Here is a 12,357-nt window from a genome sequence, read left to right on the forward strand (position 1 = left end):
AGAGTCCCGCGCCCCACACGGGGAGGTGGAAGGCTGTGGCGAAGTCCAAGGCGGACAAGGTGGCGGCGGAGGCCGAGGTTCCCGAGCAGTACGGGGACGTGGTGACGCGACTCGAGGAGACGGTGGGCCGGCTGGAGAGCGGCAACCTGTCCCTGGAGGACTCGCTCAAGGCCTTCGAAGAGGGCATCAAGCTCGTGCGCCGCGGCGAGAAGCTCCTCACCGAGGCGGAGCAGCGAATCGAGCAGCTGCTCCTGGACGAGGACGGCAAGGACGTGGTGGCACCCCTGTCGGTGTCGGCGCGTCCGGCCGCACCCGCGGCCACCCGGGCGCCTGCTGCGCCTGCTCCCCGGCCTCCCCCGGAGGATGACGTCCCGTTCTAGGCGGTGCGGGCGCCCACTTCCGGCATGGCGAAGCCGAAGATCACCATCGTCGATGACGACCGCGACACGCGGGAGCTGCTGGCGGCGGCCCTGGAGGACGAGGGCTTCGACGTCACCATGGCCGCCAACGGTCTGCGGCTCATCGCCTCGCTCCAACTGCACCGGCCGCACGCCATCCTCCTGGACGTGAATATGTCCTGGATTGATGGTTTCGAGCTGTGCCGGGCGGTGAAGAAGAACGAACACTTCCGGGAAATCCCCGTCGTCTTCATCAGCGGACGCGGGGACCCCGAGGACAAGCGGCACGGCATGGAGGTCGGCGCCGCGGACTACTTCGTCAAGCCGCTGGACATGGACAAGCTCGTCAAGCGCATCCGCGAGCTCGTGGCCACGCAGGCCCCCTAGAGGAGCACGGACTCTTGCCATCTTTCGACTTGGACTCCTTCCTGGGCGCCCAGCAGGCGCGGGTGGAGGCACTGCTGCGCGAGCGCGCGGACCGCCTCGTGTCGTCCGGTGCCCCGCCGAAGCTGGCGGAGGCCATGCGCTACTCGCTGCTGGCCGGCGGCAAGCGCCTGCGCCCGGTGCTGTGCCTGGCCTTCGCGGACACGGTGGCCCGCGCCAGCAACGCCTCCGCCGTGTCGGGCGACGCGGCGTGCGCGCTGGAGTACGTGCACACGTACTCGCTGGTGCATGACGACCTGCCGGCCATGGACGACGACGACTATCGCCGGGGCCGGCTCACCAACCACAAGGTGTACGGCGAGGCGATGGCCATCCTCGCGGGTGACGCGCTGCTGACGGAGGCCTTCACGTTGGTGGCCTCGGGGCCGGAGCCGGTGCGCGCCGCGCTCTGCCGCGAGCTGGCGGTGGCGGCGGGCGCGGCGGGCATGGTGGGCGGGCAGGTGCTGGACATCGCCGAGGACCGGCCGTCCGCGCTGGACTACCTCGTCCGGTTGCACCGCCTGAAGACGGGCGCGCTCATCCGCGCCGCGTGCCGCATGGGCGTGCTGGCCGGAGGCGGGGACGCGGACGCGCTGGCCCGCGCGGACAGCTATGGCGACGCGGTGGGGCTGGCCTTCCAGATTGCCGACGACGTGCTGGACGTGACGGCCACGCCGGAGCAATTGGGCAAGCCGGCGGGCGCGGACGCGGCGGCGGGGCGCTTCACCTTCCCGGCGGTGGTGGGGCTGGAGGCGTCGAAGCGCATGGCGGAGGAGAAGGTGGCTCAGGCCATGGCGGCGGTGCGTCCCCTCGAAGGGGCGGACGGGCCGCTCGCGGCGCTGGCGCGGTACTCCGTGGAGCGGAAGTCCTGATGGCGGGGGTGCTGGCACGCATCGCCTCGCCCTCGGACGTGCGGGCGCTTCCGGAGGCGGAGCTGCCGGCGCTGTGCGAGGAGCTGCGTGAGGACATCATCTCCCTCTGCGGCCGCGTGGGTGGCCACCTGGGCGCGTCCCTGGGCGCGGTGGAGCTCATCGTCGCGTTGCACCGGGTGTTCCACTCGCCGACGGACGCGCTCCTCTTCGACGTGGGTCACCAGGCGTACGCGCACAAGCTGCTCACCGGGCGGCGCGAGCGCATGCACACGCTGCGGCAGGCCGGGGGGCTCGCGCCATTCCTGGACCCGCGTGAGAGTCCCCACGACGCGCTGCTGGCCGGCCACTCGTGCACGGCGGTGTCCGCGGCCCTGGGGATGCTGGAGGGGCGCCGTGTGCTGGGCAGGCGCGGGCACGTGGTGGCGGTGCTGGGCGACGGCGGGCTCACCGGCGGGCTCACCTTCGAGGGGCTCAACAACGCGGGGGGCAGCCACCTGCCGCTGGTGGTGGTGCTCAACGACAACCAGATGTCCATCAGCGCCAACGTGGGCGCGATTCCGGCGCTGCTGCGCACCCGCGGCGCGCGCGCCTTCTTCGAGGGGCTGGGCTTCACCTACGTGGGGCCGGTGGACGGGCATGAGCTGGGCGCGCTGGTGCACGCGCTGCGCGAGGCGAAGGCGTCCTCGCGCCCCGTCGTCGTGCACGCGCTGACGCTCAAGGGAAAGGGCTTCCCGCCGGCGGAGGCGGACGCGCAGACGCGCGGTCATGCCATGGGCCCGTACGAGTGGCGCGACGGCAAGCTGGTGCGCTCGCGCAAGGGACAGCAGACCTTCAGCGAGGCCTTCGCGGCGGTGCTGGAGGACGCCATGGCGAAGGACTCGCGCGTGGTGGCGGTGACGCCGGCGATGCTGGAGGGCTCGGCGCTCAACGAATTGAAGGCGCGCTTCCCGGACCGGGTGCACGACGTGGGCATCGCCGAGCAGCACGCCGTCACCTTCAGCGCGGGGCTGGCCGCCGCGGGCGCGCGTCCCGTGTGCGCCATCTATTCGACGTTCCTCCAGCGTGCGTACGACCAGATCATCCACGACGTGTGCCTGCCGGGCCTGCCCGTCGTCTTCGCGGTGGACCGCGCGGGGCTGGTGGGCGCGGACGGCGCCACGCACCAGGGCACCTACGACGTGGCGTCGCTGCGCCCGCTGCCCGGCCTGCAGCTGTGGTCGCCCATGGTGGGCGAGGACCTGGCGCCCATGCTGGACACCGCGCTGGCGGCGCCGCACCCCTCCGTCCTCCGCTTCCCGCGCGGCACGTTGCCGCCGCTGCCTTCGGACGTGCACCCCGGCGAGGCTCCGCTGGCGGGCGCGCGGTGGCTGCGCCGCGCCGCGCGCCCCCGGCTGACGCTGGTGACGCTGGGGCCGCTGGGAATCGCGGCGCTGGAGGCCGCGAGGAGCGAGCCGGGCTGGAGCGTGCTGGACGCGCGCTGCGCCTCGCCCCTGGACGAGGCCGCGCTGCTGGAGGCCGCCGCGTGCGGCCACGTGGTGGTGGTGGAGGAGGGCACCACGCGCGGTGGGCTGGGCGGCGCGGTGCTGGAGCTCTACGCGGCGCGCGGAGTCACGGCGAGGGTGCGCCTGGTGGGCCTGCCGGACGCCTTCGTTCCGCACGGCGACGCGCGCGTGCAGCGCACGGAGCTGGGCCTGGACGCGGCGGGCCTGCTCAGGGCGGGCCGTGAGCTGCTGGAAGGAGGCGGGCGGTGAAGCCTCGCAAGGAGCGGGTGGACGTGCTGGTGGTGGAGCGCGGGCTGGCGGAGTCGCGCACCAAGGCGCAGGCGCTCATCCTGGCCGGGCAGGTGGTGGTGGATGACCAGCGCGTGGACAAGCCCGGCTCGCTGGTGCCGGTGGAGGCGGAGCTGCGCCTCAAGGGCGAGGTGCTGCCGTACGTCTCGCGCGGCGGGCTGAAGCTGAAGGCGGCCATGGACCGCTTCGGGCTCGACGTGAGCGGCCGGGTGTGCGCGGACATCGGCGCCAGCACCGGCGGCTTCACGGACTGCCTGCTCCAGCACGGCGCCACGCGCGTGCACGCCATCGACGTGGGCTATGGCCAGCTCCACGAGAAGCTGCGCAAGGACCCGCGCGTGCGCTCGCGCGAGCGCGTCAACGCGCGCTACCTCACCGACGAGGACCTGCCGGAGAAGGTGGGCACCATCGTCATCGACGTGAGCTTCATCTCGCTCACCCAGGTGCTGCCCTCGGTGCTCACCTTCCTGGAGCCGGGCGGCCTGCTGGTGGCGCTGGTGAAGCCCCAGTTCGAGGTGGGCCCCGAGCGCGTGGGCAAGGGCGGCGTGGTGCGAGACGCCGCCGCCCGCCAGGACGCCATCGACACGGTGACGGCCTTCGTGCGCGAGCAGGGCCTCACCGTGCGTGGGGTGATGGACTCGCCGGTGCCCGGGCCCGCCGGCAACGTGGAGGCACTCCTCGTCGCCGACAGGCCCTGAGCGCTGGCCCGGCTGCCTACGGACGGAGGCGGCGGTACTCGCCCGTGCTCAACATCTGGACGAGGTCGGCGCTGTCTCGCATCCACACCCGGCCGTCGGAGTCCACCCCGGCGCCCAGGCTGCCCACCACCTGGTAGCGGAAGAGCTCCCGGGCATCGCCGCTGGGGGACTGGTCCACGCCGACGATTTCCGCGGGCAGCGTGCCCAGGCTGCCGGTCGGCTGGGGCGCGTTGAGCAGGAAGAGCTCCGAGGTCCGGCCCTTCAGGATGCGCTGCACGATCAACGCGCCGTTCGCGTCCAGGGAGCGCTTCTCCTTGGTGCGAAGCACGCCGCTGTTGACGTCGAGGAACCACACGCGCTGCGAGCCGATGGCCAGCACCCGCGAGGACTCCGGGTGGAAGTACACGCTGGCGAGCGAGGCGGGCAGGGCGTCGCTCGTCCAGGGGTTGTTGCCGCCCTCGCACGCCTCCACGCCCGACGGGTTCGCGACGCAGGCCACGACGTGCGACTGGTTGTTCGCCAGCTGGATGCCCAGGTACAGCATGGTGCCGTCGGAGTTGAGCACGCCCAGCGGAAGGGGCTCGCTCCGGGAGAACGTGCGCAGCGTGTACGTGCGCTTGGCGAAGATCTGGTTCTCCACGTTGGGCGTGTCGCTGGCGTTCAGGTCCGTCACGATGACGCTGGTCAGGAGCGCGGTGGGGCCCGGTCCCATGGCGGCAATCTTCACGACGCCGTCTTCACGGGCCAGCGGCGGGGTGAGCAGCCCCTCCACGGACTTGTAGAGCCACTTCACCGTGGCCGCGGTCTGCGTCGTGGCGGTGGGCATGTGCGACAGGCGCCGCACTTCGTGGATGCGGTTGACGACGAGGGCATCCCCGTCCGGCATCACCGACAGCATGGTGGGCTTGAGCTCGGACGGCGTATAGCCGGAGATGTTCAGGTTGGAGTCCACGGCCAGCGCGCCCACGCCCGGCGTCCACAGCCAGCGCTTGCCGCTGTTGCCGTTGCTGGCGGTGATGAGCGTCTCCGCGGTGCAGGCGAAGGGCATCCCCTGCGTCTTCACCTCCTTGCCGGTGGCATCCACCTTGTAGAGGGTGGAAATGCCCGTGCCCGTGACGCCGCAGCCGACGAAGGTGGCGCTGGTGCCGCTGCCGTCGACGACGAAGGCGTCGGTGACGACCTGCTCACCGTTGGGCGGGGCCAGGACGACGCGCGAGACGGGAAGGAAGGTGGCCGGCTGGGGCTGGGACTTGTTCTTCCGGCCGTCCTTGCACGTCGCTTCGGCGTTCAGCGACAGGTAGGCGGACATGCCCGCCGTCGGGTACGGGATGTCCGCGGGCAGCAATTCCAGGGTGACGTCCCCCGTGGTGTAGGAGAACGACTTGAGGGGCGTGTCCCGGTCGTTCAGGCTCAGGTTCGTCACGCTGTCGCAGCCGGACACGTTGACGATGACCTTGAGGCTGGTCCCCGCGACCACGGCCTTGGGCACCGTGAGGGCGACCTGGGGCGGATCCGGGGTGGAAGGGGGCTTGGGGTCGCCACAGGCGGCGGCCAGGCTGGCGGCGACGACAAGGGCGGCGCGCCACGCGTGCCGCGTCAGGGGTAGATGGGACATGGCGGAGCACTCTACCGCGTACCCACCGTCCGGGCATCACCGTGGCTGGTGGGGAAGGCCCCCCGGGCCGTAGCCCCTGGAGCCGTGACTCGGCCTGGCGGGGGCTCCGGGCAGGCGTTGGGGAGGGGTAAACGCCAGGTGATTGCAATTGCAGCCGTGCTAGCGCCCGATCGACGGCGGGAGGGGCTGCCGACCGGGCATCGCCCCCAAGGAGGCGCGAAGCACTCCTGTACTGACGCGGACCGTGATAGCCAGCCGGGGTGCATGAGGGAGGGGCCATTGGCGGGGACGGGGGCGCGAGCCGCACGGACGGTGCGGCCGGGGCGCGCAGCTTCCCTCACATGCCCACCCTCTCACCGATGTCCGCCGCTCTGGCCCAAGGGCGTGTTCAGCGGCATGATCCGGATCCGAACCATGTACCCTTTCGCACGCAGTGAGTTGACGCAGCCTCTCCACCCGTCCTTCCTGGGCCGGCGGGTCCGAGGTTCACCGTGAGAGTCGAGATGCAGCCGGATCAGCGGGGACGCGTGCTGGTGGTGGCCGCCAAGGAGGCGGGCGACGCGCTCATGGAGCGGCTCACGGCGAGCGGCTACCAGTGCGCGGCGGCGGAGAAGGAGAGCGGCCTGGCCCAGGTGGCCGAGGCCCTCCAACCCGAGGTGGTGCTGCTGGCGGTGACGGCGAAGCGGGCGGCGGAGATGCTGGACTCGCTGCGCAAGCTGGAGCGGCTGCAGCGACTGCCGGTGCTGGTGGACCTGGGGCGCACCCGCTCCGCGGAGGCCTTCAAACGTCTGGCAGTGGACGATTGGATTCGCAGCGCGGACGAGGTGGTGCCCAGGCTGGAGGCGGCGCTGCGCGCGGGCCGGCTGCGAGACAGGGAAGAGCGCATCCGGATGCGCATGGGGATGCTGCTGGAAATCACCCAGGCGGCCACCAGCTCGCTGGAGCTGGAGGAAATCCTCCGCATCGCCGTGGACAAGGTGGGCCGCGTCACCGGGACGGACCGCTGCTCGGTGGTGCTGGTGGAGGGCAGCCATGCCCGCACCGCCCGCGTGGTGGCCACGCAGGAGGACCCGAGCCTCGTCGAGCTGGACATCGAGGTGGCCCGTTACCCGGAGCTGCGCCGCGCGCTGGAGACGCGGCAGCCGGTGCTGATTGAAGAGGCCCAGAGAGACCCGCTGATGGCGGAGGTTCGCACCTCCATCGTCCCCCTGGGCGTGAAGTCCATCCTGGTGCAGCCGCTCATCTGCCAGGACGACCTGCTGGGCGCGCTGTTCCTGCGCGTGTCGCGGGTGGACGCATCCTTCGGCCGGGACGAGCAGGAGTTCGCCCAGGCGGTGGCGGGCGTGCTCGCCAACTCCATCCGCAACGCGCGCCTGCACACCGCGGTGAAGAAGAAGCGCGAGGACCTGGAGCTGGCGTACGTGCAGCGCTACCAGGAACTGAACGACGCCAACCGCCGCCTCAAGGAGCTCAACCGCCTCAAGGACGAGATCATCGCCGTCTGCAGCCACGACCTGCGCGCACCGCTCCAGGTGCTGCTGGGGCACGGCCGGCTGCTCCAGGAGGGCCCGCTGGAGCCCCAGCAGAAGCAGTCCTCCGAGGCGATGATCCGCCAGGGCAAGAAGATCCTCGGGCTCGTCGAGTCGCTGCTGGAGAAGGGCAAGGGCGAGGCGGCGCGGCTGTCGATCGAGCCTCGCGTGCTGGACGTGGCGCAGCTGTGCCGCGACGCCGTCAACGAGCTGGAAATCCTCGCGGCCGACCGCGGCGTTTCGCTGCGCGCCGAGTGCCCGGACAGCCTGATGCTCATCGGCGACGAGGTGAAGCTGCACGAGGTGCTGCAGAACCTCATCACCAACGCCATCCACCATGCCGCGCAGGACGGCGAGGTGGTGGTGAGCACGCAGCGGCTGGCGCGGCCGGACGGCGACGCGGCCAAGGTGTGCGTGCAGGACGACGGCGTGGGCATCCCCCCGGACGAGCTGCACCTGGTCTTCGACCGCTACCGCCACGGCGGCAAGGGCACGGGCCTGGGCCTCGCCATCTGCAAGGAATTCGTGGAGCTGCACGGCGGCGAAATCTGGGCGGAGAGCCCGAAGGACAAGGGCTGCATCTTCGTCTTCACGCTGCCCCTGGCGCAGGAGGCACCGCGCAACCCGAGGCCGCAGCAGCCCGTCGCCACCTCCCCGCACGAGCAGCCTCGCGTGCTCGTGGTGGAGGACGAGCCGGAAATCGCCGCGGTGCTGTCGGAGGTGCTGCGCTCGAAGTACCGGGTGGAGGTGGCGCGCGACGGCGCGGAGGGCCTGGCCAAGGCGCGCGCGCAGCGGCCGGACCTGGTGGTGATGGACGTGTTCCTGCCCAAGCTGGACGGGCTGGACGCGGCCATGGCGCTCAAGTCCTCGTCGGACACGGCCCACATCCCCGTCATCCTCTTGTCCGCCCACCAGGGCGTGGCGGAGAAGGTCCGCGCGCTCAACCTGGGCGCGGTGGACTACATGAGCAAGCCGTTCAACGCGGTGGAGCTGCTCAACCGCACCGATCGCGCCCTCAAGCTGCGCCAGGGCGAGCGCGAGCAGCAGGAGAAGGAGCGTGCCAGCTCCCTGCAGCGGCGCACCGGCAGCGACCCGGCCACGGGCCTGCATGACCGGCGCGGACTGCTGCTGCGGCTGGAGCAGGAGGTGGCGCGCAGCCGTCGCTTCCACCGCTCGCTCAGCCTCGCGGTGCTGCGGCCGGACCGCCCCGTGGAGACGCTCCCCGCCAGCATCGCGGACATCATGCGCAAGCGGGTGCGCCACCCGGATGCCATCTCCCACCTGGGCGGGGGCGTCTTCGCCGTCATCCTCCCCGAGTGCCAGGCGGAGCCCGCGCGCAACGTCATCAGCCGCATGCTGCCGGACGTGGAGAAGGCCACCGACACCGAGTACCGCTCGGCGGTGGCCGACGTGAGCCAGGACAGCGACCCGGTGGAGAAGCTGCTGGAGAAGCTGGGCGCGCCGCCGCCTGAGGAGACCTGACGGTACGCCTGCAAGCCGGACGGGGCCGCGCTAGACTTCCTCTCGCGTGAGCCCCTCCCGCCTCCTCGTCTCCGTCCTGCTGGGCGCCCTCATGGCGCGGGGGGCCCTCGCGGCCCCTCCGCCCAAGCGCCCGCATGTGGACCGCGAGGCCATGCGCGAGGCGATGGACGCGGCGGCCTCGGAGGAGGAGTCCTTCTCGTCCTCCGCCAGCTACGCGAACTACCTCCAGGCGCGGTTGCTGCACCATGCCGGGGACCACCGGGGCGCGGTGGATGCGCTGCGCCTGGCCCTGGCCACGGATGACGGGCACCCGCTGCTGCTCACCCGGCTGGCCGAGGAGTACGCGCGGCTGGGGGATTTGGACAAGGCCGAGCGCGAGCTGCGCCGGGCGGTGGAGCGCGCCCCGGCGTACTACCCGGCCCACGTGCTGCTGGGGCGCGTGCTGCTGGAGTCCGGCCGCTTCACCCGGGCGCGCATGCACCTGCGGCGCGCGGTGGCCCTCAAGTCGCGCGAGCCCGAGGCCTACCTGGTGCTGGCCCAGTTGAACCTGGAGGCGGGCGCGCCCGACGAGGCGGTGAAGGTGGTGGATGCCCTGGCCATGGCACTGCCCGGCGAGGCCTCCGGCTACCGGCGCCTGGGCCTGGCCCTGGCCGAGCGCGGCGATGCCCTCCGCGCCGAGCGTCTGCTGGGAGAGGCCAGCAAGAGAGACCCCGGCGACGTGGAGGTGCTGGCCGCGCTGGCGAAGCTGTACGAGGAGTCCGGCCGTCCCGCCGAGGCCGAGGATGCCCTTGCGCGCGCCCTGCGAAGAGACCCGGACAGCCAGGAGGTGCTGCTGTCCGCGGGCCGCGCCGCGCTCAAGGCGGGCTCCGTCGTGCGCGCCCGGGCGTATTTCGACCGGCTGCTGTCGCTGTCCACCGAGCCGGAGACGGTGGTGCGGGTGGCCTTCAGCTACCTCGCCGCGCGCGAGCCGGCCGCCGCCGCCGAGGTGCTGGAGACGGCCCGGAAGGCGGGCGCGGACGAGCCCCGGCTGGCCTACTACGCGGGCCTGGTGCAGGAGCGGATGCGCCGCTTCCCCGAGGCGGCGGAGGCCTTCGCCTCGGTGCCCGCTACTTCCGACGTCTTCGCCGAGGCCCGCCTGCGCCGCGCCCGCTGCCTCTCGCTGGCCGGTGCGCACCCTCGCGCCCTGGGATTGCTCAAGGCCGCCCTCCAGGACGCGCCGGAGGACGTGGAGGTGCGGACCCAATACGCCCGCGCGCTGGAGCGGGGCGGGGCGCCCGCGAAGGCGGAGGCCGTGCTGAAGGAAGGGCTGGCCGCGGCGCCTTCCGCCGCGCTGTACGACGCACTGGCCTCCACGCTCCAGCGGCAGGGGCGGGGGACGGAGGCGCTGTCCCTGCTCGGCGCCGTGGTGGCGAAGAGCCCCCGGGACGAGGAGTTGCTCTACGCGCTGGGCGCGGCCCACGAGCGGCAGGGGGACGTGGACGGCGCGCTGGCGCGGATGCGGGCGGTGCTGGAGGTGGACCCGGACCACGCCGCGGCGCTGAACTTCCTGGGCTACCTGCTGGCCCAGTCGGGGACGAACCTGGACGAGGCCGAGCGGCGGGTGCTGCGCGCGCTGGAGCTGCACCCGGACACCGGTGCCTTCCTGGACTCGCTGGGGTGGGTGTACTTCCGGCGCGGCGAGTACCAGCGCGCGGTGGAGGCGCTGGAGCGGGCCTCCCTCCTGTCCCCGGACGAGCCCGTCATCCTCGAGCACCTGGGGGACGCCTACCAGCGGGCCTCCCGGAGCGAGGAGGCCGCGGGTGCCTGGCGGCGGGCCCTGGACGTGCTGGCGTTGGACCCCGAGTCCGCGGAGCCCCCCGGACAGCGCGCGTTGCTGGAGCGCAAGCTCAAGGCGCTACCCACGCGTTCGTCGGGCCGCTAAGTTGGTGCGCCTATGGCGCGTCACGACGAGGGCTTCTTCAACGGCAGGGATGGCACCCGGCTCTTCTGGAAGTCGAGCCTCCCGGACGGCGAGCCGCGCGCCCATGTGGCGGTGGTCCACGGCTACGGAGACCACTTCGGCCGCTACGGGTATGTCGCGGACGCGCTGCTCGCGGACGGCTTCGCGGTGCACGGCTTCGACTACCGGGGCCACGGCCGCGCGGACGGGCGCCGGGGCTACAGCGAGGCCTGGCCGCGCTTCGTGGACGACCTGGAGACCTTCTGGGAGCGGGTGCGCAAGGACGCGGGCGGGAAGAAGGTCTTCATGCTCGCCCACAGCCACGGCGGGCTGATGGCCGTGAAGTGGCTGGGCGAGCGCAAGGTGGAGGGGCTGTCCGGGGTGGTGCTGTCGGCCCCCTACCTCAAGCTGGCGATTACGCCCCCGGCCATGAAGCTCCTGGCCGCGCGCGCGGTGGGGAGGCTGGTGCCGTGGCTGCCCCTGAAGACGGAGCTGACGGTGGAGGCCCTGACCAGGGACCCCGAGGTGCAGCGCGCCACCCGCGAGGACCCGCTCTACCTCACCGTCGTCACGCCCCGCTGGTTCCTGGAGTCCACCAAGGCCCAGGCCGAGGCGATGCTCCTGGCGCCGAAGATTCAAGCTCCGCTGTTCGTCCTGTGCGGCGCGGAGGACGGCGTGGCCGCTCCGGCGGCGGCGCGGGTCTTCTTCGAGGCGGCGGGGGCGGCGGACAAGAAGTTCAAGGAGTACCCCGGCATGCGCCACGAACCGCTCAACGAGGTGGGGCGTGCCGAGGTGTTCCGGGATATCTCCGGCTGGATCTCCGCGCATCTCTGACATAATCAGGTCGCCCGACTCCTACGGAGGAGTCGGCGCTGGGTGAGGTCACCGCATGGCAACGGGTGAGACGGGCATCATCGGCAAGGGCATTGTCATCAAGGGCAACCTCACGGGAGGTGGGGACCTCGTCATCGAGGGCCGGGTGGAGGGGCAGATTGCCCTGAAGAACCACCTCACCATCGAGAGCACCGGGAAGGTGCAGGCGGACATCCGGGCCGAGGAGTTGACCATCAACGGCGAGGCGAGCGGCAACATCGACGCCTCGACTCGCGTGGCCATCAACGCTTCGGCCAAGGTGGCTGGCGACATCAAGGCGCCGCGCGTCGTCATCGAAGATGGGGCCGTGTTCAACGGTTCCATCGAGATGGACGTGAAGCTGCCGGACGACATCTGACGACTCACGCCGCGCACCGCACGGCACACACCTTTCGAGAGGGGCGGACAACACTCATGGCGAATACGGTCATTGGCTCGAGCATCGTCATCGACGGGGAAATCTCCGGAGACGAGGACCTGGTCATCCAGGGCACCGTGAAGGGGAAGATCTCCCTCAAGGAAAGCCTCTACGTGGAGGGCAGCGGCGTCGTCGAGGCGGACATCGAGACGCAGAACGTGGAGATTGCCGGCCGGGTGACGGGCAACATCGTCGCCAGCGACAAGGTCGAGCTGAAGACGGACTGCCGCGTGGTGGGCGACATCAAGGCGCCGCGCATCCTCATCGCCGATGGTGCCTCCTTCAAGGGCAACGTCGACATGGACATGAAGGAGCGCTGA

At 71.8% G+C, this 12,357-nt stretch carries 11 protein-coding genes; 10 read left to right on the plus strand and 1 reads right to left on the minus strand.

Annotated elements, in window-relative coordinates:
* Positions 1-35 precede the first annotated feature (35 nt).
* The 5 genes from xseB to OV427_RS39960 are packed head-to-tail and all read left to right on the plus strand — an operon-like array spanning position 36 to position 4,181.
* On the plus strand, positions 36-380 hold the full coding sequence (gene xseB, locus OV427_RS39940; protein WP_267861476.1) for an exodeoxyribonuclease VII small subunit: 345 nt from the start codon (positions 36-38) through the stop codon (positions 378-380).
* 24 nt (positions 381-404) lie between these two features.
* Complete coding sequence (locus OV427_RS39945; protein WP_267861477.1) at positions 405-785, plus strand: response regulator; 381 nt, start codon at positions 405-407, stop codon at positions 783-785.
* A 14-nt stretch (positions 786-799) separates the two neighbouring features.
* Positions 800-1,693 (plus strand): polyprenyl synthetase family protein, encoded by an 894-nt coding sequence (locus tag OV427_RS39950; RefSeq protein ID WP_267861478.1) that lies wholly within the window; start codon positions 800-802, stop codon positions 1,691-1,693.
* Positions 1,693-3,444 (plus strand): 1-deoxy-D-xylulose-5-phosphate synthase, encoded by a 1,752-nt coding sequence (locus OV427_RS39955; protein WP_267861479.1) that lies wholly within the window; start codon positions 1,693-1,695, stop codon positions 3,442-3,444. Before OV427_RS39950 ends, OV427_RS39955 begins: the two co-directional genes overlap by 1 nt.
* Positions 3,441-4,181: a TlyA family RNA methyltransferase gene (locus OV427_RS39960; RefSeq protein ID WP_267861480.1), complete on the plus strand. Its 741-nt coding sequence runs from the start codon at positions 3,441-3,443 to the stop codon at positions 4,179-4,181. The genes OV427_RS39955 and OV427_RS39960 overlap by 4 nt, the downstream gene beginning before the upstream one ends.
* A gap of 16 nt (positions 4,182-4,197) precedes the next feature.
* Here OV427_RS39960 and OV427_RS39965 read toward each other — a convergent pair whose 3' ends face one another.
* Entirely contained in the window at positions 4,198-5,796 is a 1,599-nt protein-coding gene (locus tag OV427_RS39965) for a hypothetical protein (protein WP_267861481.1), read from the minus strand.
* A gap of 503 nt (positions 5,797-6,299) precedes the next feature.
* On the opposite strand from OV427_RS39965, the gene OV427_RS39970 reads away from it, so the two are divergent.
* The 5 genes from OV427_RS39970 to OV427_RS39990 are packed head-to-tail and all read left to right on the plus strand — an operon-like array spanning position 6,300 to position 12,357.
* Positions 6,300-8,807 carry an ATP-binding protein gene (locus OV427_RS39970; protein WP_267863547.1) on the plus strand — a complete coding sequence of 836 codons (2,508 nt, stop codon included), beginning with the start codon at positions 6,300-6,302 and terminating at the stop codon, positions 8,805-8,807.
* Positions 8,808-8,853: 46 nt separating this feature from the next.
* Entirely contained in the window at positions 8,854-10,728 is a 1,875-nt protein-coding gene (locus OV427_RS39975) for a tetratricopeptide repeat protein (RefSeq protein ID WP_267861482.1), read from the plus strand.
* A 12-nt stretch (positions 10,729-10,740) separates the two neighbouring features.
* Positions 10,741-11,580: an alpha/beta hydrolase gene (locus OV427_RS39980; protein ID WP_267861483.1), complete on the plus strand. Its 840-nt coding sequence runs from the start codon at positions 10,741-10,743 to the stop codon at positions 11,578-11,580.
* A gap of 55 nt (positions 11,581-11,635) precedes the next feature.
* Entirely contained in the window at positions 11,636-11,977 is a 342-nt protein-coding gene (gene bacN / locus OV427_RS39985; protein WP_163998308.1) for a bactofilin BacN, read from the plus strand.
* Positions 11,978-12,033: 56 nt separating this feature from the next.
* Positions 12,034-12,357, plus strand: coding sequence for a bactofilin family protein (locus tag OV427_RS39990; protein WP_002636698.1), 324 nt, complete (start codon positions 12,034-12,036; stop codon positions 12,355-12,357).

The sequence above is a fragment of the Pyxidicoccus sp. MSG2 genome, assembly GCF_026626705.1.
GTDB lineage: Bacteria > Myxococcota > Myxococcia > Myxococcales > Myxococcaceae > Myxococcus.

Bases quoted from the DNA above. Each gene is read 5' to 3' on its own strand.
- OV427_RS39965 (WP_267861481.1), bottom strand. From the start codon at position 5,796: ATGTCCCATCTACCCCTGACGCGGCACGCGTGGCGCGCCGCCCTTGTC.
- OV427_RS39990 (WP_002636698.1), top strand. From the start codon at position 12,034: ATGGCGAATACGGTCATTGGCTCGAGCATCGTCATCGACGGGGAAATC.
- OV427_RS39970 (WP_267863547.1), top strand. From the start codon at position 6,300: ATGCAGCCGGATCAGCGGGGACGCGTGCTGGTGGTGGCCGCCAAGGAG.
- OV427_RS39980 (WP_267861483.1), top strand. From the start codon at position 10,741: ATGGCGCGTCACGACGAGGGCTTCTTCAACGGCAGGGATGGCACCCGG.
- bacN (WP_163998308.1), top strand. From the start codon at position 11,636: ATGGCAACGGGTGAGACGGGCATCATCGGCAAGGGCATTGTCATCAAG.
- OV427_RS39945 (WP_267861477.1), top strand. From the start codon at position 405: ATGGCGAAGCCGAAGATCACCATCGTCGATGACGACCGCGACACGCGG.
- OV427_RS39955 (WP_267861479.1), top strand. From the start codon at position 1,693: ATGGCGGGGGTGCTGGCACGCATCGCCTCGCCCTCGGACGTGCGGGCG.